The following is a 23,432-nucleotide window of genomic DNA, read 5'->3' as shown; positions in this document are numbered from 1 at the left end:
GCGCGGCCCCGGGGGCCGCGCCGCACGACAAGGACACGCCCAGCATGCATTCCCGACGCGAGTTCCTGCGCGGTGGCGCCGCGGTCGCCGGCGCCGGCAGCGCCCTGGCGCTGCTGCCCGCGTCAATCCGCCGCGCCTTGGCGATTCCCGCCAGCCGCCGCACCGGCACCATCGAGGATGTCGAGCACATCGTCATCTTCATGCAGGAAAACCGTTCCTTCGACCACTACTTCGGCGGCCTGGCCGGGGTACGCGGCTTCGGCGACCGTTTCCCCATCCCGGCGCCGGCCAGCCCCGATTTCGAACGCCGCACGGTCTGGGCGCAATACAACGGCCGCCCCGACGAAGGCGCACCGCGCAGCGTGCTGCCGTTCCGGCTGGACACCCGCGCGGCCTACCAGGCGATGCGCGTGGCCAGCACCCCGCACACCTGGTCCAACGCCCAGGACGCCTGGGACGCGGGCCGCATGGGCCAATGGCCGGCCGCCAAGAAAAACCACTCGATGGCCTACTACACCGAAGCGGACATGCCGTTCCAGTACGCCATGGCGCGTGCCTTCACGGTGTGCGACGCCTACCATTGCTCGTTCACCGGCGGCACCAACACCAACCGCCTGTTCCTCTGGAGCGGCACCAACGATGGCCTGGCGCGCGGCCACGGCCCCGCGCTCGGCAACACCTACAACAAACTGGGCGGCGGCGATCCGGCCGGCGCCTACACCTGGACCACCTATCCCGAACGCCTGGAACGCGCCGGCATCCGCTGGCGCATCTACCAGGACATGGCGGATAACTATTCGCTCAATCCGACCGCCGGCTTCAAAGCCTATCGTGACGCCTTTCACGGCGTGCCGGGCGCGCTGGCCGCGCTCAAGGACAAGGCGCTGACCACCCGCGGCCTGGACGGGCTGCGCCAGGACGTGCTTGACGGCACGCTGCCGCAGGTGTCCTGGATCTGCGCCACCAAGGCCGGCTCCGAACATCCCAGCCCCTCCAGCCCGGCGCAGGGCGCGGACTACACTGCGCAGGTGCTGGATGCGCTGACTGCCAATCCCGAGGTCTGGAGCAGGACCGTCCTGCTGCTGATGTTCGACGAAAACGACGGCTTCTTCGATCACATGCCGCCGCCCGCCCCGCCCTCGCGCGGCCACGATGGCCAGTTGGCAGGCGCGTCCACCGTGGATACCGCCGGCGAATACCACGAGATTGTCACCGGCGCCGAGAAGGACGATACGGCCGCGCACCTGCACGGCGTCTACGGGTTGGGACCACGTGTGCCCATGTACGTGCTGTCGCCCTGGACCAAGGGCGGCTGGGTCAATTCGGAAGTGTTCGACCACACCTCGGTGCTGCGCTTCGTCGAACGCCGCTTCGGCGTTGCCGAACCCAACATCTCGCCGTGGCGCCGCGCGGTCTGCGGCGACCTGACCTCGATCTTCGATTTCGCCACGCCCGATGACGCCAATTTGACACGCGCCCTGCCGGCCACCGCCGCGCGCGCGGCACAGGCCGCCGCGTTGCCCGGCGCCATCACCCCGCCCGCGCCCGAACGGCCTGCGCTGGCGCGGCAGGCGGCCGGCACCCGGCCTTCGCGCGCGCTACCCTACGCGCTGTCGGCGCGGGCCGACGTCGGCAACGAAGGCATCGTATTGCACATGTCCAACACCGGCGCCGCCGGCGCCGTGCTGCACGTATACGACCGCCTGCGCCTGGAGCAAGGCCCGCGCCGCTACACCATCGAGGCCGGCAAACAACTGCAAGCCAGCTGGCCGGTGATGGGCAACGATGGCCGCTACGATCTGTGGCTGCTCGGCCCCAACGGTTTTCATCGCCATGTGGCGGGACGGCTGCATGCGGATGCCGAGCCGCTGTCGGTCGAAGCCATCTGCGATCCTGCCGGACCGACATTGCGCCTGAAGCTGCACAACCCTGGCGCGTTGTCACGCGGCTTCCAGATCGAGGCCAACGCCTACCACTACGCCGGCCACCACGAACCGGCGCTGGCGCCTGGCGTCGGCGCCACCCTGGCCTGGAACCTGGCCGCCAGCGGCGGCTGGTACGATTTCAGCGTGCGCGCCGACGACGCGCCCGGCTTCATCCGCCGCTTCGCCGGGCGCATCGAGACCGGCGCGCCGTCCTCCTCCGACCCCGCGATGGGCCAGGAATTGATCCTGCGATGGACGCCGCCCGCCTGAAACCACCCGCCCCCTACGAAAACGCCGTGACCTTCCGGTTCGGCGATTCGCCCGAACTGGCCGATGAACTGCTGGCGTTGGTATTGTCGGGCGCCAAGACCGCCACTTGCGGCGCGCTGCGCGACTTCGACGAGAAGGAACCCGTGCCCGAACCGGGTCGACGCGACGTGGTGTTGGACGGCCGTGGCCGTCCGGCCTGCGCCATCGAGACGCTCAGCGTCGTGATCCAGCGTTTCGACGACGTGGACGAGGCCTTTGCCACGGCCGAGGGCGAAGGGCCCTACGAGGTGTGGCGATCGGAGCACATCGCCTATTTCGACCGCAACGGCGGCTACGCGCCTGGCATGTTGCTGGTGTGCGAACGCTTCCGCGTGGTCGAGGTGTTCGAACGCGAGGCGGACTGACGCGTCCGCCTCGCCATCGGCATCAGGCCTCGGCCTGCTCGGCAGCCTTGCCCAGGCCGAGATAGCTCTCGATCACCTTGGGATCGCCGGCCAGCTCGCGCGCCGGGCCATGCAGGATGACCTCGCCGGTTTCCAGCACGTAGCCATAGTCGGCCACCTGCAACGCCGCGCGGGCGTTCTGTTCCACCAGCAGGATCGCCACACCGGTTTCACGCAGGCGCGCGATGATGTGGAAAATCTCCCGCACGATGCGCGGCGCCAGTCCCAGGCTGGGCTCATCCAGCATCAGCAGCGCCGGCTTGGCCATCAGCGCGCGGCCGACCGCCAGCATCTGGCGCTCGCCGCCCGACAGCGTGCCGGCCTGCTGGGCGCGGCGTTCGCGCAGACGCGGGAACAGGTCGAAGACCTCATCAAGCGTGTCGCGCCAGCCGCTTTCACGGGCGCGGTAACGGCGGAAACCGCCCAGCAGCAGGTTGTCTTCCACCGACATGCTGCCGAACAGCTCGCGCCGTTCGGGCACCAGCGACATACCGGCGGCGACCCGGCGCTCGACCGGCCAGCCCGACACATCGGTGCCGGCGTACTGCACACTGCCGGTCGCGTGACCGGTCTGCGGCAGGGAGCCCATTATGGCGTTCAGCATGGTGGACTTGCCGGCGCCGTTGGCGCCGATCACAGTCACAATGCTGCCAGCGGGCACGGTCAGCGTGGCGCCGGCCAGCGCGCCGACCTTGCCGTAGCGGGCCGACAGGTTGCTGACTTCGAGAACAGGTTTGGACGCGTTCATTGCACGCCTCCCGTGGCGACGGGCTTGGCCTGGTCTGCTTCCGGCAGGTCGTCGTCAATGCCGCCCAGGTAGGCTTCCAGCACCGCCGGGTTCTGTTGCACCTCGGCCGGCACGCCTTCGGCCAGCTTGGTGCCGAAATCCATCACCACCAGGTGGTTGGTCAGGCGCATCACAAAATCCATGTCGTGTTCAACCAGCAGAATGCTCATGCCCTCGGCGCGCAGTTGTTCCAGCACGCGGGCCAGGTCTTGCTTTTCCTTGTAGCGCAGGCCGGCGGCCGGCTCGTCCAGCAGCAGCAGCACCGGGTCGCTGGCCAGGGCCCGCGCGATTTCCAGAATGCGTTGCTGGCCCAGCGCCAGGTTGCCCGCCTGCTCGTAGAGGTATTCCCCCAGGCCGACCCGCTTGATCTGCTCGGCGGCCTCATGCAGCAGTTGCGCTTCACGGCCGCGGTCCGTGTGCAGGGCGCCGGCCCAGACCCCGACATCGGAGCGCAGGTGCGCGCCCAGCGCCACGTTCTCCAGCACGGTCATGCCGGGCAGCAACTGCACGTGCTGGAAGGTGCGCCCCACGCCCAGCCGCGCGATCTCGCGCGCCGACCGGCTGTCGATCCGCTGGCCCATGAACGTGACCTGGCCGCGCGTCACCGGCAGCACGCCGCTGATCAGGTTGAACGTGGTGCTCTTGCCGGCGCCGTTGGGACCGATCAAGCCCATGATCTCGCCCGAGCGGACCTTGAAGCTGATGTCGTTGACCGCCACCAGGCCGCCGAATTCCTTGCGGATGGCGTCCACTTCCAGCACCACCTGCCCGGCCTGCGGACGCGCGCGCAGCGGCAGGGCCGGCGCCGGCTTGGGCGGCGCCAGGTTGCGGCGCGAGCCCTCAGCGCCGGTAAGGTTGCCCCACCAGCCCGCCAGGATCGGCCAGAGGCCGTTGCGGGCATACTGCAGCATCAGGATCAACAGCACGCCGAAGACAATCATCTCGAAGTTGGCGTTGGTGTCCAGCAGCTTGGGCAGCAGGTTCTGCAATTGGTCCTTCAGCACCAGGATGACGCTGGAACCGAGCAACGCGCCCCAGACGTAGCCCGCGCCGCCGACCACGGCCATGAACAGGTATTCGATGCCATAGTTCAGGCCGAAAGGGCTGGGGCTGACCGCGCGCTGCATGTGGGCATAGAGCCAGCCCGACACGCAGGCGAGCAAGGCCGCCCAGACGAAGATCACGACCTTGTAGGCGGCCGTGTTCACGCCCATCGACTCGGCCATGCCGGCGCCGCTCTTGAGGGCGCGGATGGCGCGGCCGGGACGCGAATTCAGCAGGTTGCGCGTCGCCCACAGCGCCAGCAGCACGAACACCCATATCAGGTAATAGATGTGGCGGCCGCTGGCCAATGACACGCCGAAGATGCTGATGGGCTCGATGCCGGCAATGCCGTCATGCTTGCCCAGCCAGTCGAGATTGCCGAACAGGAAATATAGCGACAGGCCCCAGGCAATGGTGCCCAGCGGCAGGTAATGGCCCGACAGCCGCAGCGTGATCGCGCCCAACAGATAGGCCACCACCGCGGTCAGGACCAGGCCGGCAGGCAGCGCCAGCCAGGGCGAGACATCGTGCTGCGTGGTCAGGTAGGCCGTGGTGTACGCGCCCAGGCCGACAAACGCGGCCTGGCCGAACGAGGTCAGGCCGCCGACACCGGTCAGCAGCACCAGCCCCAGCACCACCAGGCTGGCCAGCCCGATGTAATTCAATTGCGTCACCCAGAACTCGGGCGTGACCGACAGCAGCGGCAGCCCCGCCAGGACGACGATGAAGACGGCAAGCAGAATACGGTTCATGGCGGTTACTCCTCTTCGTCCACGTGATGGGTGCTGAACGAACGCCAGACCAGAACCGGGATAATCAGGGTGAAGACGATCACTTCCTTGTAGGCGCTGGCCCAGAAGGACGAGAACGATTCCAGCACGCCCACCAGCAGCGAGCCGGCCGCCGCCACGGGGTAGCTGGCCAGGCCGCCGATGATGGCGCCGACGAAGCCCTTCAGGCCGATCAGGAAGCCGGTGTCGTAGTAGACCGTGGTGATGGGCGCGATCAGCATGCCGGACATGGCGCCGATGGCGGTAGCCAACGTGAAGGTCAGGCTGCCCGACATGGTGGTGCTGATGCCGACCAGGCGGGCCCCGCGGCGGTTGACCGCCGTGGCGCGCAGCGCGCGGCCATAAAGCGTCTTGCCGAAGAACAGCCACAACGCGATGATCAGCAGCGCGCAGGTCGCCACCACGAACAGGCTCTGCGCCGACCAGGTGGTGAAACCCAGGTTGACCTGACCGCTCACGAACGCGGGCGTGCGCCAGCCTTCGGCGCCGAAGAACACCAGGGCCAGGCCGGTCAGCGCGAAGTGCACCGCCACCGACACGATCAGCAGCACCAGCACCGTGGCCTCGGCCAGCGGCTGGTAGACGATGCGGTAGACCATCGGGCCCATCGGAATCACCAGCAGCAGCGTCAGCAGCATGTTGAGCCACAGCGAATTGCCGGCGGCGGTGTAGGTGACCGTCAGCCACAGCAGCGCCAGCGGCACCACGAGACAGGTCAACACGGCTTTGAGCAGGCCTGCCGCGCTGCGGGTCCGCAGCGCGCGCAGCAATTCGAGCGCCAGGCAGACCACGCCCAGCAGCGGCAGGAGATAGGCGGTGCCGGGCACCTTGCCGTCCACCAGCATCGCGAGCGTCAGGGCGCCGAACGCCACGAACTCGCCCTGGGGAATGAAAATGACGCGCGTAACGGCGAATACCAGCACCAGCGCCATGCCCAACAGGGCATAGATGGCGCCGTTGACGATACCGTCTTGCAGCAGAATCAGCGCAATTGAGGAATCCATCTAACAACCTTATTGATTCTTGGTGTTCCGACCCCGCCCGGAACACTGATACGACACACCGGCCGGAAAGGCCGGTGCGAAGCATGGGGCGCCCTCATGGGCGCCCGTGGATCGGGCAATCCAGGGGAATTACAGGTTGGGCTGGTAGACCCACTTGCCGCCCTCGACCTTGACGATGACGCGCGAGCGTTCGTCAAAGCCGGCGTGGTCGGTCGGCGACATGTTGAACACGCCCTGCGAGGCGGCCAGGTCCTTGATGTTTTCCAGGGCGTCGCGCATGGCGGCGCGGAACTCCGGCGTGCCGGGCTTGGCGCCGGTCTTCAAGGCTACCGGCAAGGCGGCCACCACCAGCTGGCCGGCATCCCACATGTGGCCGCCGAAGGTGTTGGTCGATCCGGCGCCATTGGCCTTTTCGTAGGTCGCAACGTAGGCCAGGGCCGACTTCTTGACCGGATTGCTGTCGGGCAACTGGGCCGCGACCAGCAGCGGACCGGCCGGCAGGTACATGCCGTCGCAGTCCTTGCCGCACACGCGCAGCACGTCGTTGTTGGCGGCGCCGTGGGTCTGGTAGATGGTGCCGCCGTAGTTGCGGGCCTTCAGTTCCTTCTGCGGCAGGGCCGACGGGGTGCCGGCGCCGGCGATCAGGATGGCGTCCGGCTTGGCGCCGATCAGCTTGAGCACCTGGCCCGTCACGCTGGTGTCGGTGCGGCTGTATTTCTCGATGGAGACGATCTCGATGCCCTTGGCCTTGGCGGCCTTCTGCATCACGTCCAGCCAGCCGTCGCCGTAGGCGTCGGCAAAACCGATGAAGCCCAGCGTCTTGATCTTGGACTTGGCCATGGCGTCGGCCAGCGCGCCGGCCATCAGGGCGTCGTTCTGCGGCGTCTTGAAGACCCAGCGGCGCTTCTCGTCCACGGGTTCGACGATCTTGGCGCTCGCGGCCACGCTGATCATCGGCACCTTGGCTTCGGCCGCCACGTCCACCATGGCCAGCGAGCCCGGCGTGACCGAGGTGCCGATCAGCACATCGACCTTGTCGTCCGTCGCCAGCTTGCGCGAATTCTTGACGGCTTGCGTCGTGTCGGTGGCGTCGTCCAGGACGATCCATTCGATCTTCTGGCCGGCCACTTCCTTGGGCAACAGCGCGACGGTGTTGCGCTCGGGGATGCCGAGCGATGCGGCGGGGCCGGTGCTGGACACCGTCACACCCACCTTGACCTGGGCACTGGCCAGCAGCGGCAGGGTCAGGGCAACGGCGGCGGCGGCCGCGGTCAAGCCGAAGTGCTTGCGCATGTTTTGTCTCCTGTGGTGGCTCTTGGATGCCCCGGACGAGGCGGAAGCGAGCCTAGTTAAAGTTATACAGAAAAAAATATTATAGGGTTAAAACAGTATCAGATGACCTGGCACAACTACGGTAAATCCCTGATGTGCTACGGAAACCCTATTTCAGCAAACGCATTCGTTAATGGCGAACTTGTACTTGAAAGCCCGGCGGGCGTCAGTTGGGGGATTCCCTTGCCCGGCTCAACGGCCACGCATGGGCCAGACCCGCTCGACACGCGTTGCCACCCAAGCCGCCAGCAGCGCCTTGATCAGGTCGCCTGGCACGAACACCAGCACCGCGAGCGCGGCCTTGGACAGCCCCATCTTGGTGACTACGGCCAGCCACGGCACCCCGCAGGCGTAGACCACCAGGATGCCGCCCACGATGCAGGCGGCGGCACTGCCGGCCAGTTGGCGGCCAAAGCCGGCCGCCGCGCCCGCCAGACGCCGTGCCAGCCAACCGGTGACGAACGCGCCGACCACCAGCCCGGCCAGGAATCCACCGGTCGGGCCGAAGAACGCCCCCAGGCCGCCACGCCCCCCCGGCAGCACCGGCAGGCCGATCGCCGCCAGCGCCAGGTACAGCAGGCAGGCCAGCGCGCCGCGTCCCGGCCCCAGCATGGCGCCGGCCAGCATGGCCCCCAGCGTCTGCAACGTGACCGGCACCGGGATACCCGGCAGCGGAATCGGCGGAATCAGGCTCAGCACCACGATCAGCGCAGCGAACAGCGCCACCAGCACAGTATTGTTGGATTTCATTGCAATGCCCTTTCTATATGTAGAGAGACCGGGGATCGGAGCCGGCCGGGAAACTACGGGCTGCGGGCGTCGATGGCCTCGGCCACTTCCTGCGCCCGCTTCAGGGTCAGCACCACCAACGGCACGATCAGCGCCACCGGGTTGGCGCCCAGGCCGCGCGCCGCCTGGGCCTCGCGGATCTCATGGAAATTGCGCCAGATCTCGGGCACGAAGCGCAAGGCCAGCGCCAGCGCCAGCGCCACCTTGCCCGCGTCCAGCAGGCCGATGCGCTGCAACGGCATCAGCACCCGCTCGCACACGGCGATCAGGTCGGAACTGCGGCTCGACAGCGTCACCGCCAGCGCCAGCCCGACCATCGCGGCGATGCGCAAGACTACCGCCAGCGCCTCGCGCCAGCCCTGAAACCAGGCGGTGAACGCAGCGACCGCCAGCAGCACCCAGACCAGGCCGCGCACCTGGCGCCAGACACCGCCGGGCGACGCGCCGGCGCACCACAGCAACAGGCCGGCGACCAGGCAGGCGCCCGCCAGCACAAGCGGATCGCGCAGCAGGAACAGCCCGGCGCCGGCCCCGGCCAGCGCCAGCAGCTTCAGGCCGGCGGGCAGCCGGTGCAGCGCCGAGTCGCCGGGAATATATAGGGGCTCGATCACGCGCAGTGGTCCCGGTACCAGCGCAGCGCGGCGGCCGGCGTGTCGTCGGCGGCGATGGCCCCGTCCTGGACCACCAGCACCCGCTCGAAATCCTCCAGCAATGCCAGGTCGTGGCTGACCACGATGGCGTCCTGCGGCAGGGCGGCGATGGCGTCGCGCACCCGGTTGCGGTTGCGCAGGTCCAGCTGGGTGGTGGGCTCGTCGAACACCACCAGCCCGGGGCGCATCACCAGCACCGCCGCCAGCGCCACCAACTGGCGCTCGCCGCCGGAAAGCGTGTGGCTGGTGCGATCGGCCAGGTGGGCCACGCCCAGCGCGGCCAACTCAGCCTCGATGCGGGCCTCGCGTTGCGCGCGGTCGGGCTCCAGGTGCTTCAGGCCGAATGCCAGATCCTCGCGCACGATCGGGAAGACGATCTGGTTCTCGGGGTTCTGGAACACGAAGCCGACCTGGCGGCGCACCGCCTTCAATTCATGCCGGGTATCCAGGCCACCGACCCGCACACTGCCCGAGGTCGGCAGCACCAACCCGTTGACCAGCCGCGCCAGCGTGCTCTTGCCCGCGCCGTTGGGGCCGACGATGCCGACCCGGCGCCCGCCCAGCGCCAGGCTCACCCCGCGCAACACTTCCGCCTGGGGCGTCGATACAATCGCCTGGTCAAACTCGATTAACATGGGGCGGAATTATGCCCGAACCATTTCGGGCATCGGCACTCCAAGAGTTGATATGGACAAAGTACGCAAAACCGACGCCGAATGGCGGGCCCAGCTGTCCCCGGAAGAATACGTCGTCACCCGCGAAAAGGGTACTGAACGCGCATTCACCGGGCGCTACTGGAATACCTTCACCCCGGGCATCTACCGCTGCGTGGGCTGTGGCACGGCGCTGTTCGCGTCGGACACCAAGTTCGACGCCGGCTGTGGCTGGCCCAGCTATTTCCAGGCACTCGACCCGGACCTGGTGCGCGAGGAACGCGACACCACCCACGGCATGGTGCGCACCGAGGTGCTGTGCAACGTCTGCGACGCGCACCTGGGCCACGTCTTCCCCGACGGCCCGGCGCCCACCGGCCTGCGCTATTGCATCAACTCCCTGTCGATGACGTTCGAGCCGGAAGCCGAATGAAGAAGTTCCTGTTCGACCTCTTTCCGCTGTTCCTTTTCTTCCTGGCCTACCGGTTCACCGACATCTTCGTGGCAACCGGGGTGGCGATGGCGGCGGCGGTGCTGCAGATCGTCTGGCTCAAGGCCACCGGCCGCGCCACCGAGGCGATGCACTGGATCAACCTGACCGTGATCCTGGTGTTCGGCGGCGCCACCATCTGGCTGCACAGCGACGTCTTCATCAAATGGAAGCCCACGGTGCTGTACTGGCTGTTCGGCGGCGCCCTGGTGTTCGCGCGCCTGCTGTTCGGCCGCAACCTGATCCGCCGCCTGATGGAAAAGCAGATCCAGTTGCCGGATGCCGCCTGGGACAAGCTCAATCTGATCTGGGCCGCCTTCTTCCTGTTCGCCGGCGCCATCAACCTGTACGTGGCCTTCTCGGGGCACTTCACCGAGTCCCAATGGGTCAGCTTCAAGGCCTTTGGCCTGATGGGCCTGATGATCGTCTTCGTCATCGGCCAGTCGATCTGGCTGGGCAAGCACATCGAGGCCGAAGACAGCGCCAACGCCCCGCCCAAGCCCTGACGCCCGCGGCCCCGCCCTTTTCCCGGCGCGCGCCGCGCGCCGGAACTTTACGATCACCACCATGTCAGAGACCACCGACCGCATCACCCTGATCCGGGAGCGCCTGGCCGTCCTGGAGCCGGTTTCCCTGGACATCCAGGACGACTCGCATTTGCATGCCGGTCACGAAGGCAGTAAAAACGGCGCCGGCCATTATCGCGTCCACATCGTGGCATCCTGCTTTGTAGGACTGAACCCCGTGGCGCGACATCGGCTGGTGTATCATCATTTGCAAGATTTGATCCCCTATCCGATTCATGCGCTTGCGCTCGACGCCCAGGCTCCCAAATAGAAAGTAAAAGGATATTCATGAAACGCATCGTCATGCTGGCCGCCGCCTGCGTCATCGCCGTGCCCGCTTTCGCCCAGAACGTCGCCACCGTCAATGGCAAGGCCATTCCGCAGAAGAGCCTGGATCAATTCGTCAAGCTGCTGGTCAGTCAGGGCGCCACCGATTCGCCGCAACTGCGCGAGCAGGTCAAGCAGGAGATGATCAACCGCCAGGTCTTCGTGCAAGCCGCCGAGTCCGCCGGCATCGCCAAGCAGCCCGACGTCCAGACCGAAATCGAACTGGCGCGCCAAGGCATCCTGGTGCGCGCCCTGATGGCCGATTACCTGGCCAAGCACCCGGTCTCGGATGCCAAGGTCACGGCCGAATACGAGAAGATCAAGAAAGAACAGGCCGGCAAGATGGAGTACAAGGTCCGTCACATCCTGGTCGAAGACGAAAAGACCGCCAACGACCTGCTGGCCCAGTTGAAGAACAACAAGGGCAAGTTCGAGGAACTGGCCAAGAAGAACTCCAAGGACCCCGGCAGCGCCGAAAAGGGTGGCGACCTGGGTTGGGCGCCTCCGACCAACTACGTCCAGCCGTTCGCCCAGGCCGTGACCCAGCTCAAGAAGGGCCAACTGGTCGACAAGCCGGTCCAGACCCAGTTCGGCTGGCACATCATCATGGTCGACGACACCCGTCCGGTCGAATTCCCGCCGCTCGAACAGGTCCGCACGCAACTGGAAGAAATGCTGCGCCAGCAAACCCTGGCCGACTACCAGAAGCAACTGCGCGAAAAGGCCAAGATCCAGTAAATCCGGCCTCGCCCCGCGAACAACTGCCCGCCCTGCGCGGGCAGTTTTTTTTGTCTGAACAAGATGCCGCGGGACGACGGCGACCACGCCGGAAATGAAAACAGGCCGCGCGCCGGAAGCGGGCAGCCTGTTCGACAGGGCCAGGGAGCGATGCGCCAGGCGCGATCAGGACGCGCCCAGCAGCGCCTTCAGCCCGTCCTCGTCGAGCACCGTGACGCCCAGTTCCTGGGCCTTGGTGAGTTTGCTGCCGGCATCCTCGCCGGCCACCAGATAGGCGGTCTTTTTGGACACCGAGCCGCTGACCTTGCCGCCGGCGGCCTGGATGCGCATGGAGGCTTCCTCGCGCGTCCAGTTCGGCAGCGTGCCGGTCAGCACGAAAGTCTTGCCGGCCAGCGTGGTGTCCTGCGGCACCGCCTCGGCTACCGGATGCACCCCCTGCGCCTTGAGCTGTTCGATCACGTCACGGTTGTGCTGCTCGGCGAAGAAGCGGCGGATCGAGCCCGCCACCACCGGCCCCACGTCCGGCACCGACGACAGCGCGTCCTCGTCGGCGTCCATGATGGCTTCGATGCTGCCGAAATGCCGGGCGACGTCGCGCGCGGTGGTCTCGCCCACGTGACGGATGCCGAGCGCGAACAGCAGGCGCCCCAGCGCCGGCGCGCGCGCCTTGTCGATGGCCTCGACCAGATTGTCGGCCGACTTCTGGCCCATGCGGTCCAGCCCGACCAGTTCGAGCGGGCGCAGGCCGAACAGGTCGGCCAGCGACTTGACGCGACCGCTGTCCACCAGTTGTTCGACCAACTTCTCGCCCAGTCCTTCGATGTCGAGCGCCTTGCGGCTGGCGGCATGCCATAAGGTCTGCTTGCGTTGCGCCGCACAGAACAGGCCGCCGGTGCAGCGGGCGATGGTTTCGTCTTCCAGGCGCTCGATCGCCGAGCCACAGACCGGGCAGGCCTTGGGCATGACGAATTCGCGCGCATCCGCAGGGCGCTTGTCGAGCACCGCGCTCACGACTTCCGGAATCACGTCACCGGCGCGGCGCACGATGACCGTGTCGCCGATGCGCACGTCTTTGCGGCGGATTTCGTCTTCGTTGTGCAGCGTGGCATTGGTGACAGTCACCCCGCCCACGAACACCGGCTTGAGCCGGGCGACCGGCGTGATGGCGCCGGTGCGGCCGACCTGCACCTCGATGTCCAGCAGCGTGGTGGTGGCCTCTTCGGCCGGGAATTTGTGCGCCAGCGCGAAGCGCGGCGCGCGCGCCACGAAGCCCAGCAGCTTCTGCGCCGGCAGCGAGTCCACCTTGTAGACCACGCCATCGATGTCGTAAGGCAGCTCGGGACGCAAGGCGCCGACCTTGGCGTAGAAGGCCATCAGGCCCTCTGCGCCGCTGGCGCGATGATTGTGCCGGACATTGACCGGCAGGCCCAGCGAGGCCAGCCAGTCGAGCATGGCGCCGTGCGATGTCTCGGGCAGGGTCGAAGCATCCGCCGCGCCCGCCGTGGCTTCGTCGAACAGGCCGCTCTGCGTGCCCGGCAGGCCACGCACTTCACCCCAGCCGTAGGCGAAAAAGCGCAACGGCCGCTTGGCGGTAATACGCGGGTCGAGCTGGCGCAGGCTGCCGGCGGCCGCATTGCGCGGATTCACGAATACTTTCTCGTCGCGCTTGGCCTGGGCCGCGTTGAGCTTCTCGAAATCGGCGCGGTTCATCAGCACCTCGCCGCGCACCTCCAGCACCTCGGGCGCCGCGCCGCTCAACTGCAGCGGAATCGCCTTGATGGTGCGGATATTGGAGGTGACGTCCTCCCCGGTCTGGCCGTCGCCACGGGTGGCGGCCTGCACCAGGCGGCCGTTCTCGTAACGCAGGCTGATCGCCAGGCCGTCGAGCTTCAGTTCACAGAAGTACTCCGCCTGCTGCGCCGGGCCCAGCAGGCCCGCGCCGCGCAGCGTATCGGTGACGCGGCGATCGAACGCCACCACGCCCTCTTCGTCGAAAGCATTGCCCAGCGACAGCATCGGCACCGCATGGCGCACGCTGCCGAAGGCCGCAACCGGCGCCGCGCCCACCCGCTGGGTGGGCGACTCGGGCGTGACCAGTTCGGGATGCGCGGCCTCCAGATCCTGGAGTTCGCGCATCAGGCGGTCGTATTCGGCGTCGGAGACCGACGGGTCGTCGTAGACGTAATAGCGGACGTTGTGCTGCTCGATTTCCGCGCGCAGCCGTGCCGCGGTTTCCGCCGCGCGGGTCCCTGCGGCCTTGCTCATTATGCAAACACCCGCTGGGCGCGTTCGCTGCCGGCGGGCAGGCCAGCCTGTTCGAGCTGGCCGAACAGCACTTGCAGCCGTTCGTCGATGACGCTTTCCGAGCCTTCGGCCAGCGGTTTGCCCTGGTCGTCGACCAGGTCGGCGCGCAGGCGTGCCGACAGTTCGCGACCCACATCGACCATGCGGCCGAAGGCGCGGCTGTCGGCCGGGCTGCAGGGCACGTCCAACAGCAGGTACAGGCGCTCGACGCCGCCCATGCCGGCGTCGAAGGCGGCGCCATCGGCGCGCGCCAGCGTGAAGCGGGCCACGCCGTTCTCGGCGGGCCAGGCCAGGCGGCTGCCATCGGCGACGAAACCGGCATCACGCGCCACGCTCAACACTTCGGCGGCCGGCTGGGCGGCACCCAGCAGCAGGGTCAGGCCAACCTGGGTGTCCAGGGCGGCGCAGGTGTCATCCAGGCGCGCCGCCTGTTCCAGGACGGCCTGCTGGTCGGGGCCCTCGATGGTGGCATCGAAGCGTTCGGCCAGATCCTGGGCGCGGGCCCAGGCCTGCGACCATTCGATGGCGGTCAGCGGGCCACTGCGATTGGCCAGCAGCACGGCCAGCTGCATCGACGCATAGGACTCGCCGCCGTGCAGGCGCGCGCGGTGGCGGCGCTGGTCGGTTTCGGCGAACACGCGCATGGGCTTGCGGCCCACCTGGCGCAGGCTCTGCAGGTAGGGCAGCAGATCGGCGCCCCGCACCGGCTCGGCGAAATTGACCTCGATGACCACTTCGCAGGCGGGATCGGGTTCCTCGGCGTCATCGGCGTCACTGCCCGGATCGACCGGCCGGGGTTGCTCGGGGTGCGCCTTGGGCGCGTCGCCCATGCCCGGTTCGCGGCGCGCGGGCGCGCCGCCAGCCTGCGCCGCGTCCGCGCCCAGCAGCGGGTCCTGCTCGGTGGTGGGGAAATGGGTCTGCATCTTGCGGCGGACACGGCGGTCCTGCCACCAGTTGAAGCCCAGCACCAGCAGTATCAGCAAGACGCCCAGGGCAATCAGCCCGATCTGCAAATCACTCATGTGTAAATCCCGCGCCATGAAGCCGGCGCCATTCTGAATATTGGGTTTATGCCGCTTCGGAGGCCATCATCTGGACGGCCGAATCTATGTCTACCGCAACGATACGCGAAACCCCTTGCTCTTGCATGGTCACGCCCACCAGTTGCTTGGCCATCTGCATCGCGATTTTGTTGTGCGAGATGAACAGGAATTGGGTCTGCTCGCTCATGTTGGCGACCAGGTTGGCGTAGCGCTCGGTATTGGCGTCATCAAGCGGCGCGTCCACCTCGTCCAGCAGGCAGAACGGGGCCGGGTTGAGCTTGAATAGCGCGAACACCAGCGCGGTGGCCGTCAGCGCTTTCTCGCCCCCCGACAGCAGGTGGATGGTGCTGTTGCGTTTGCCTGGCGGCTGCGCCATGACCTGCACGCCGGCGTCGAGGATTTCCTCGCCGGTCATGGTCAGCTTGGCCTCGCCACCGCCGAACAGCTTGGGGAACAGCTCGCCAAAATGGCCGTTGACGACGTTGAAGGTCTCTTGCAGCAGTTCGCGGGTTTCGCGGTCGATCTTGCGGATCGCGTCTTCCAGCGTCTCGATGGCGGTCATCAGGTCTGCGTGCTGGTCGTCCAGGAACCCCTTGCGCTCGCGCGAGGTGTTCAGTTCATCCAGCGCGGCCAGGTTGACCGAACCGAGCGACTCGATCTGGCGCGAGATGCGGGTGACTTCCGATTGCAGCCAGTTGGCGCGGCGCCATTCGTCGGGCTGATTGGCCAGATCCTGAGCCAGGGCCTCGCGGTCGACCTCGCGGGCATCGAGCTGCTCGGTGAATTGTTCCTCGGCCAGGCGCGCGGCCTGATCCTGCAACTGCAATTCGGTGATGCGGGCGCGGCGCGGCTCGAGCGTGCGCTCTTGTTGCAGGCGGTCTTCGTCGGCGCCGCGCAGCAGCGCCGCCAGGTTTTCCATCTCCTGGCGCGCGCGCGCCAGCGCGTCTTCACGCTCGGCGCGAACTTCCAGCGCGTCCTGCAGGCCGGCCTGGGACGCGGAGGCGTCCAGGTCGACCAGGTCGGCCAACAATTGTTCGAGTTCGACGCTGCCGCGATGGCTCTGGTCGGCCGCCAACTGCTGGTTGCGCTGCAGGTCGGTGATGCGGACCTGGATCGCGCGCTCGGCGAACTCGGCTTCCTGGGCGGCGCGCTCAAGTTCGCGCAGGCGGGCGCGGGCGGCCTCGGCCTGGGCGGCCAGGGTCTCGCCGTCCATTTCGGCGTCGGCGAACCGCGATTGATGCTCGGCCAGTTCCTCGTCCAGCGCCTCGAAGCGGGCCTCGGCCTCTTCGCGGGTGGCGCGCAGGTCTTCCTCGTGCGCCGAGATCTCTTCGAGATCCTGGCGCAGGCGCGCGGCGTGCTGGCCGGACTGCTCGGCCTGCTGCTGCAGGCGCGAATGTTCGAGTTGGATGTCATGCACCCGGCGGGTCACTTCGGCGACCCGCTGGCGCGCCGGCGCGATCGCCTGGGTCACCTGCTGCCAGGCCACTTCGGCGCGGGCCACGGCGGCGCGGGCCTGATCCGTGATCAGTTGCTGGGCCTTGATCTCGCGCTGCAGGTTCTCGATTTCCTGCTGGCGCGCCAACAGACCGGCCTGTTCGGAATCCGGCGCGTAGAAACGCACGCTGTGCGCATCCACCAGGTGGCCGGCCTTGACCACGCAGGCGGCGCCTGCGGGCAGGCTGGCGCGGGTGGCCAGGGCCTGGGCCAGATCGGTCGCGGTATAGATGCCGCCCAGCCATTCGTTAAGCAGCGTGCGCAGGTCCGGATCGGTGATGCGCAGCAGGCTGGCCAGCGGCGTCAGGCCGGCCGGCGCCGCCGGGGCGGGCGCCGCGGGCGGCAGTTGGTAGAAGGCCAGGCGGGCCGGCGGCGCATCGTCGGAGAAGGCGCGGGCCCAGTCCAGGCTGCGCACCTCGAGCGAGGCCATGCGCTCGCGCAGGGCGGCTTCCAGCGCGGTTTCCCAGCCGGGCTCGATGTGCAGCTTCTGCCACAGGCGCGTCAGGCCGGCCAGTTCGTGCTTGGCCAGCCACGGCTCCAGCGCGCCCTGCTTCTGCACATCCTCTTGCAGCTTCACCAGCGCCGACAGGCGAGCCTCCAGACGCGCGAGGTTCTGCGCATCGGTCTGGGCGGCCGCCTGGGCGCGGCTGCGCTCGGCGTCGGCCTCCGGCACCTTGCCCTCGAGGGCGGCCAGCTCTTCCTGGGCCTGTTCGAGCTGCTCCTCGCCGGCGACGCGGTCGCCGGCCAGTTGTTCCAGGCGCACCGGATCGGGGCTGTGCAATTCGCGCAGTTCCTGCTGCAGGCGCTCGCGGCGCTGCTCCAGGGCCTGCAGTTGGCGGTCGGCATCGCGTTGGGTCTGGGCCACCAGGGCCAGGTTCTGTTCCACGCGGGCCAGCGCGGCGCGCATCTCGTCGCGGCCGGAGGCAGCTTCGCGCACGCGTTGTTCGACAGCGGGCAAGGCGGCCTGGGCGTCCTCGGCGGCGGCCCGCGCCTCTTCGGTGCGGGCGGCGCCAGCGGCCAGGTCTTCCTCGGCCTGCGCGATCTGCTCGGCGCAGTGTTCACGCTGGCTGGTCCATTCGGCGATCTGCTGCTGCAACTGGTCGCGGCGCGCCTGCAGGCGGTTGCGCGAATCCACCACGTGGCGGATCTCGGCCTCCAGGCGGCTGACCTGGGCGTTGGCCTCGTACAGCGCGCCCTGGGCGGTATGGACCGCATCGCTGGCGGCGTAATGGGCCTGGCGCCGGGATTCGAGCGCGGCCTCGCCGGCCCGCAGGCCGGCGATGGCGGCTTCCAGCTCGTTCTGGGCCTGGGCCATTTCCTGGGCCTTCCTGGCGCGTTCTTCACGCGCGCCGGTTTCCTTCAGGAACCACAGCGCATGCTGCTTCTTTTCGCCGTCGGCCTGCAGCTCGCGGTAGCGCGTGGCGACCTCGGCCTGGGCCTCCAGCTTTTCCAGCTGGCTGTTCAGTTCGCGCAGGATGTCTTCGACCCGGGTCAGGTTCTCGCGCGTGTCGGACAGGCGGTTTTCGGTTTCGCGGCGGCGTTCCTTGTAGCGCGACACGCCGGCGGCCTCTTCCAGGAACACCCGCAGTTCCTCGGGGCGCGCCTCGATCAGCCGGTTGATCATGCCCTGGCCGATGATGGCGTAGCCGCGCGCGCCCAGGCCAGTGCCCAGGAAGATGTCGTGGATGTCGCGGCGGCGGACCTGCTGGTTGTTGACGAAATAGCTGCTGGTGCCGTCGCGCGTCAGCACGCGGCGCACGGCGATCTCGGCGTAGGTGCTCCATTGCCCGGCGGCTCGGCCTTCGCTGTTGTCGAACACCATTTCGACCGACGCCCGGGCCGCCGGCTTGCGGTTGCCCGAGCCGTTGAAGATGACGTCCTGCATCGACTCGCCGCGCAACTCCGAAGCCTTGGCCTCGCCCAGCACCCAGCGCACCGCGTCGATGATGTTGGATTTGCCGCAGCCATTGGGCCCCACCACGCCCACCAGTTGGCTGGGCACGGGAATCACGGTGGGGTCGACGAAGGACTTGAAGCCGGCGAGTTTGAGCTGAGTGAGACGCACAGTACGATGACGACGGGGTGGGTTGAACGAAAGGCGTTAACGGACCTGCCGCACACATTGCAAACCGGCCCCTGAAGGGCCGGCATGGGGATGGATCGTATGATACCGCAGGCAGTCTGTCCCCAAACGTGAACAACGGTCAAGCCCGCAGGCGGCCCCGTCCCAGCCCCCCGGCCGCATGACACGCCTCAACCCACGGGCAAACGCTGAATAGCCCTACCTGCGCCACGGGCTATACTCGCTGACACTTTTTCGCAAGACGCATAATTTTCACGCAGACCGACCGGGCTCAGGTCAAAGTACGGGGACATTCTTGAAACGAGGTTTCTATCTGGTCATGGCCGCGCAGGCCTTCTCGTCATTGGCGGACAACGCGCTATTCATCGCGGCGATCGCCTTGATCCAGGAACTGCACGGCCCCGACTGGCTGGCCCCGATCATGAAATGGTCCTTCGCCCTGGCGTACGTGGTGCTGGCGGCTTTCGTCGGCGCCATCGCCGACTCCTATCCCAAGGGCCGCGTGATGTTCTCGACCAACGCCCTGAAAGTCGCCGGCTGCCTGCTGATGTTCTCCTATGCGAGCCTCGGCATCGCCTCGCAGTACCAGACCTACCTGGTCTGCGCCGCCTACGGCGTGGTGGGCATCGGCGCGGCGGCCTACTCGCCGGCCAAGTACGGCATCGTCACGGAAATGCTGCCCCCCACCATGCTGGTCAAAGGCAACAGCTGGATCGAGGGCCTGACCGTCTTCTCCATCATCCTGGGCACGGTGCTGGGCGGACTGCTGATCTCCACCACGGTCTCGACCGCGCTGCTGCAACATTCCTTCATCGGCAAGCTGGTGCATACGCCAGCCGAGGCCGCCATCCTGGTGATCGCCTTCGTCTACCTGCTGGCGGCGCTGTGCAACCTGCTGATCCCGCACACCCACGTGCGCTATCCGCCGCAGCAGAAGAACCCGGTCAAGCTGGTGCGCACCTTCTGGGGCTACGTCCGCGTGCTCTGGAAGGACAAGCTGGGCCAGATCTCCCTGGCCGTCACCACCCTGTTCTGGGGCGCCGGCGCGACGCTGCAACTGATCGTCATCGAATGGGGCCGCAGCCACCTGGGCTACCAACTGGACAAGGCCTCGATGCTGATGGGCGTGGCCGCCCTGGGCACCGTGGTGGGGTCGATCCTGGCTGGCCGCATCCCGCTGCGCCGCGCGCTGTCGGTGCTGCCGGTCGGCGCCGCCATGGGCCTGGTGGTGCTGCTGATGCCCATGGTCTATTCGCCCTGGAGCGTCTACCTGCTGTTGCTGATCACCGGCGGGCTGGCAGGCTTCTTCGTGGTGCCCATGAATGCGCTGCTGCAGCACCGCGGCCACGTGCTGCTGTCGGCCGGCCATTCGATCGCCGTGCAGAATTTCAACGAGCAGCTCAACATCCTGCTGATGGTGGCCATGTACACGCTGCTGCTGTGGCTGCAACTGCCCATCAACATCATCATCGTGATCTTCGGCACCGTGGTGGCCGTGCTGATGGTGGTGTTCATGCGCTGGAGCAAGCGCAACCTGGCCGACAACCCCGAGCTGCATGATCAGATTGGCCAGGAAGGCCACGGTCACGCGCTGGATTCAACCCCGCACTGAAGGCGTCTCGCCGTCCGGCAATGCCCAGGCCCGCCACCCGGCGGGCCTTTTCATACCCGCGCGGCCAGCTTCAGGTCTTGCCAGGCACGCGCCTTTTCCGCCGGGCTGCGCAACAGATAAGCCGGGTGATAGCTCACGATCACCGGAATCTCGCGTCCCTCGTCCGTCTTCATCTGGTGCACGCGGCCGCGCAGGCTGCCAATGGTGGCATCGGTGCCCAGCAGTGTCTGGGCCGCGAACCGGCCCAGCACCAGGATGCGCTCCGGCTTGAGCAACGCGATCTGGCGCATCAGGTAGGGACTGCAGGCGGCGATTTCCTCGGGTTTGGGATTGCGGTTGCCGGGCGGCCGGCACTTGATCACGTTGGCGATGAACACGTCGCGCTCGCGGCTCATGCCCACGGCCGACAGCATCGCATCGAGCAACTGGCCGGAACGGCCAACGAAGGGCTGGCCCTGCCGGTCCTCCTGTTCTCCCGGCGCCTCGCCCACCACCAACCAGCGCGTGGGCTGGCCGCCATGGCCGAACACGGCGTGGCGGCGACCGCCGCACAGGCCGCAGGCGGTGCAGGCCACCACCTGCTCGCGCAATTCGTCGAGGTTGGCGTGCTTGACCGCCATGGCCACCGGCATCGGCGCAGGGGCGGCCTCCACGGCGGCCTCGGCCTTGGGCGCCGGCTTGGGGGGAGGACCGTTGCGCAGGCCAGGGCCCGCCGGACGGAGCGTGTCGGTCGGCGCCGGCACGGCGTCCGGCACCGGCGCCGCCGCGGCCGGCGGCGTCGAAAAATCCTGTTTCAGGACAGGCACTTGCGGCGCCGGCGCGGCGACCGCCGGGGGGGCCGGCCGCAGCCACAGGCGCTCCATGCCCAGCTCGCGCAGCCACAGGCGCTGCAGCGGATTGACGCGCGGCGCGGCCGAAGCCGGCGTGGAATGCGGCGCCGTCACGCTGCCGCCCCCTGAGACGCGGCTGCGACGGGTCCGTCCAGGCGCTTCTGCATCACCAGCGCATCCTCGCGCCCGCCCCGCTCGGCCGGGTAATAACCGCGCCGCAGGCCGATCTGCAAATAGCCACGGGCCTTGTAGAACTCGACCGCGGCCGTATTGGAAGGCCGCACCTCGAGCAACACGCCGTCCAGGCTGCGCTCGCGCGCCTGCTGCTCGCACCAATCCAGCAAAATGCTGCCCAGGCCCTGGCGGTGCAGGTCGCGCGCCACGGCGATCACCAGCAGGTGGGCCACGTCGGGCGCGAACATCAAGATACAGAATCCCGCCAGCCGGCCATCGCGGCGTAATGTCCAGGCGCCATAGCCGGCCGCCAGCGCGTCGGCGAAATTGCCGCGGGTCCAGGGGAAGGACTGGACGTTGGCCTCCAGGGCCACCACCTCGTCCAGGTCGGCATCGGTCAACCCCTGCGGCGCCACGGGCGCCAGCGTCGATTGCGCCTTGGGATTGCCCCCCTCCCCGCGCAGGCGTTCAGCGGTCGTGAACGCGACCTTGTCGCGCACATAAAGCGGCGCGGCCTGCTCCGGCGGCAGGGCCTGGCCACGCAGCCAGGCCTGGCTGGCCAGGCGCGCCACACTGGCGGCCTCGGGCCGCAGGGCCGCGCTGGCGCGGCGCCACCCGGCCGGAACCGGCATCTGGGCGGCATAGGCGTCCCAGGCGTCGCCCGCCAGCAATGGCGTCAGTGGCCGGCCGGCGGCCCGTGACCAGGCCGGCAGATGATGCGCCGTCCAGGCCACCACCTCGTCCGCCGCGATCAGCAGGGGCGCCTGCAGCGTGTCCCAGGCGGGCTCACCCGCGGCGTCGACGTCCGGGCGATAAACCGCCAGGTAGACTTCATTCATGCGAGCGTCCAGTGCCACCACGATGGCCTGCGCCGGCGAGCCTTCCGCCTGGGCCGCCACGGCTTGGTGCGACACCACCGGCAATACCGGGATCCCCAGGCCCATGGCCATGCCCTGGGCCACGCCGCAGGCCACCCGCAGCCCGGTGAAGCCGCCCGGCCCCTGGCCGAACGCCACCGCCTGCAAGGCGTCCGGCGCCAGCCCGGCCTGCGCCAGCAATTCGTTGGCCATGGGCAAAAGACGTTCCGCGTGCTCCTGGGAGCCCTCGTGCTCGCGCACCGCGACCTCCAGCCGGCCGCCCGAGGCGCGCAAAAGGGCCACGCCGCACCGCGACGAAGAGGTTTCCAGAGCCAGCAGGTTTAGTTCCATAGGTGCAGATTGTACGAAATACCGGGGCGGTTCCCCCGTATGTAAGGGGGATTTCAACCATGGTTCGCAATGTGTAATATCTTGTGAACGCCCACTAGCCGCTGGTTCTTGTCACTGTTACATTTCCGGCCATGAATACGCAAAACACCACCCCCACCCGAAAAATCCTCGTCGTCGACGATGATCCGCGCTTGCGCGATCTGCTGCGCCGGTATCTGTCCGAGCAGGGATTCAACGTTTTCGTCGCCGAAGACGCCAAAGAGATGGGCAAACTCTGGCAACGGGAGCATTTCGACCTGCTCGTGCTGGATCTGATGCTGCCCGGCGAGGATGGCCTGTCCATCTGTCGCCGGCTGCGCGGTGGCCACGACAATACCCCCATCATCATGCTGACGGCCAAGGCGGAAGAGATCGACCGCATCGTCGGCCTCGAGATGGGCGCGGACGACTACCTGTCCAAGCCGTTCAATCCCCGTGAGCTGCTGGCCCGGATCAATGCGATCCTGCGCCGCCGCGGCACCGAGGAACATCCCGGCGCCCCCAGCCAGGAAAACGAATCGATCGCCTTCGGCCCCTACGTGCTGAACCTGTCGACCCGCACCCTCACCCGCAATGGCGAGCAGGTGCCGATCACGACCGGCGAATTCTCCGTGCTCAAGGTGTTTGCGCGCCATCCGAAGATTCCCCTGTCGCGCGACAAGCTCATGGAGCTGGCCCGCGGCCGCGAATACGAAGCCTTCGACCGCAGCCTCGACGTACAGATTTCGCGCCTGCGCAAGCTGATCGAGCCGAACCCGTCCAAGCCCGTATTCATCCAGACCGTCTGGGGCCTCGGATACGTGTTTGTGCCGGACGGTGGCAGTTGATCGATACGC

At 67.7% G+C, this 23,432-nt stretch carries 20 protein-coding genes; 8 read left to right on the top strand and 12 right to left on the bottom strand.

What is annotated here, in order from left to right; translation table 11 throughout:
* Positions 1-44: 44 nt before the first annotated feature.
* Positions 45-2,195: a phosphocholine-specific phospholipase C gene (locus tag HV701_RS10825; RefSeq protein WP_175133064.1), complete on the top strand. Its 2,151-nt coding sequence runs from the start codon at positions 45-47 to the stop codon at positions 2,193-2,195.
* Positions 2,177-2,599, top strand: coding sequence for an ASCH domain-containing protein (locus HV701_RS10820; protein ID WP_175133063.1), 423 nt, complete (start codon positions 2,177-2,179; stop codon positions 2,597-2,599). Before HV701_RS10825 ends, HV701_RS10820 begins: the two co-directional genes overlap by 19 nt.
* A 22-nt stretch (positions 2,600-2,621) precedes the next feature.
* Here HV701_RS10820 and HV701_RS10815 read toward each other — a convergent pair whose 3' ends face one another.
* The 7 genes from HV701_RS10815 to HV701_RS10785 all read right to left on the bottom strand — a co-directional run bounded on the left by HV701_RS10815 (position 2,622) and on the right by HV701_RS10785 (position 9,670).
* Entirely contained in the window at positions 2,622-3,386 is a 765-nt protein-coding gene (locus tag HV701_RS10815) for an ABC transporter ATP-binding protein (protein WP_175133062.1), read from the bottom strand.
* A complete protein-coding gene (locus HV701_RS10810) occupies positions 3,383-5,221 on the bottom strand; it encodes a branched-chain amino acid ABC transporter ATP-binding protein/permease (protein ID WP_175133061.1) in 1,839 nt (612 codons plus the stop codon). Before HV701_RS10810 ends, HV701_RS10815 begins: the two co-directional genes overlap by 4 nt.
* A gap of 5 nt (positions 5,222-5,226) precedes the next feature.
* Entirely contained in the window at positions 5,227-6,264 is a 1,038-nt protein-coding gene (locus tag HV701_RS10805) for a branched-chain amino acid ABC transporter permease (RefSeq protein ID WP_175133060.1), read from the bottom strand.
* A gap of 129 nt (positions 6,265-6,393) precedes the next feature.
* On the bottom strand, positions 6,394-7,557 hold the full coding sequence (locus tag HV701_RS10800; RefSeq protein ID WP_175133059.1) for an ABC transporter substrate-binding protein: 1,164 nt from the start codon (positions 7,555-7,557) through the stop codon (positions 6,394-6,396).
* 231 nt (positions 7,558-7,788) lie between these two features.
* On the bottom strand, positions 7,789-8,346 hold the full coding sequence (locus HV701_RS10795) for a biotin transporter BioY (protein WP_175133058.1): 558 nt from the start codon (positions 8,344-8,346) through the stop codon (positions 7,789-7,791).
* Positions 8,347-8,399: 53 nt separating this feature from the next.
* Complete coding sequence (locus HV701_RS10790) at positions 8,400-8,996, bottom strand: energy-coupling factor transporter transmembrane component T family protein (RefSeq protein WP_175133057.1); 597 nt, start codon at positions 8,994-8,996, stop codon at positions 8,400-8,402.
* The gene (locus HV701_RS10785; protein ID WP_175133056.1) at positions 8,993-9,670 is read right to left on the bottom strand and encodes an energy-coupling factor ABC transporter ATP-binding protein; all 678 of its coding nucleotides are present in this window, start codon (positions 9,668-9,670) and stop codon (positions 8,993-8,995) included. The genes HV701_RS10790 and HV701_RS10785 overlap by 4 nt, the downstream gene beginning before the upstream one ends.
* A gap of 52 nt (positions 9,671-9,722) precedes the next feature.
* Here HV701_RS10785 and msrB point away from each other — a divergent pair, with 52 nt between their 5' ends.
* From msrB to HV701_RS10765, 4 genes are all read left to right on the top strand, one after another.
* Positions 9,723-10,121, top strand: coding sequence for a peptide-methionine (R)-S-oxide reductase MsrB (gene msrB, locus HV701_RS10780; protein ID WP_175133055.1), 399 nt, complete (start codon positions 9,723-9,725; stop codon positions 10,119-10,121).
* Entirely contained in the window at positions 10,118-10,684 is a 567-nt protein-coding gene (locus tag HV701_RS10775; RefSeq protein ID WP_175133054.1) for a septation protein A, read from the top strand. Before msrB ends, HV701_RS10775 begins: the two co-directional genes overlap by 4 nt.
* A 61-nt stretch (positions 10,685-10,745) precedes the next feature.
* A complete protein-coding gene (locus HV701_RS10770) occupies positions 10,746-11,015 on the top strand; it encodes a BolA family protein (RefSeq protein ID WP_175133053.1) in 270 nt (89 codons plus the stop codon).
* A gap of 17 nt (positions 11,016-11,032) precedes the next feature.
* Positions 11,033-11,809 carry a peptidylprolyl isomerase gene (locus HV701_RS10765; protein WP_175133052.1) on the top strand — a complete coding sequence of 259 codons (777 nt, stop codon included), beginning with the start codon at positions 11,033-11,035 and terminating at the stop codon, positions 11,807-11,809.
* Between the two features lie 165 nt (positions 11,810-11,974).
* Here HV701_RS10765 and ligA read toward each other — a convergent pair whose 3' ends face one another.
* Genes ligA through smc form a run of 3 tightly spaced genes read right to left on the bottom strand, consistent with a single transcriptional unit; the run spans position 11,975 to position 18,715 of the window.
* Complete coding sequence (gene ligA / locus HV701_RS10760) at positions 11,975-14,074, bottom strand: NAD-dependent DNA ligase LigA (RefSeq protein WP_175133051.1); 2,100 nt, start codon at positions 14,072-14,074, stop codon at positions 11,975-11,977.
* Entirely contained in the window at positions 14,074-15,135 is a 1,062-nt protein-coding gene (locus tag HV701_RS10755; protein WP_175133050.1) for a cell division protein ZipA C-terminal FtsZ-binding domain-containing protein, read from the bottom strand. The genes ligA and HV701_RS10755 overlap by 1 nt, the downstream gene beginning before the upstream one ends.
* 46 nt (positions 15,136-15,181) lie before the next feature.
* Positions 15,182-18,715, bottom strand: coding sequence for a chromosome segregation protein SMC (gene smc, locus HV701_RS10750; protein ID WP_175133049.1), 3,534 nt, complete (start codon positions 18,713-18,715; stop codon positions 15,182-15,184).
* 313 nt (positions 18,716-19,028) lie between these two features.
* On the opposite strand from smc, the gene lplT reads away from it, so the two are divergent.
* Positions 19,029-20,345, top strand: coding sequence for a lysophospholipid transporter LplT (gene lplT, locus HV701_RS10745; RefSeq protein WP_175133048.1), 1,317 nt, complete (start codon positions 19,029-19,031; stop codon positions 20,343-20,345).
* Between the two features lie 50 nt (positions 20,346-20,395).
* On the opposite strand, the gene HV701_RS10740 is transcribed toward lplT, so the two are convergent.
* Together HV701_RS10740 and tsaB are read right to left on the bottom strand one after the other, a co-directional pair.
* Positions 20,396-21,289 carry a uracil-DNA glycosylase gene (locus HV701_RS10740; RefSeq protein ID WP_175133047.1) on the bottom strand — a complete coding sequence of 298 codons (894 nt, stop codon included), beginning with the start codon at positions 21,287-21,289 and terminating at the stop codon, positions 20,396-20,398.
* On the bottom strand, positions 21,286-22,557 hold the full coding sequence (gene tsaB / locus HV701_RS10735) for a tRNA (adenosine(37)-N6)-threonylcarbamoyltransferase complex dimerization subunit type 1 TsaB (RefSeq protein ID WP_175133046.1): 1,272 nt from the start codon (positions 22,555-22,557) through the stop codon (positions 21,286-21,288). The genes HV701_RS10740 and tsaB overlap by 4 nt, the downstream gene beginning before the upstream one ends.
* Before the next feature lie 131 nt (positions 22,558-22,688).
* Here tsaB and risA point away from each other — a divergent pair, with 131 nt between their 5' ends.
* Positions 22,689-23,423 carry a response regulator transcription factor RisA gene (gene risA, locus HV701_RS10730; RefSeq protein WP_003813882.1) on the top strand — a complete coding sequence of 245 codons (735 nt, stop codon included), beginning with the start codon at positions 22,689-22,691 and terminating at the stop codon, positions 23,421-23,423.
* The last annotated feature ends 9 nt before the right edge of the window (positions 23,424-23,432 follow it).

It is taken from the genome of Achromobacter pulmonis (assembly GCF_902859765.1).
GTDB lineage: Bacteria > Pseudomonadota > Gammaproteobacteria > Burkholderiales > Burkholderiaceae_B > Achromobacter > Achromobacter pulmonis.
This window is presented reverse-complemented; position numbering and strand designations above follow the sequence as displayed.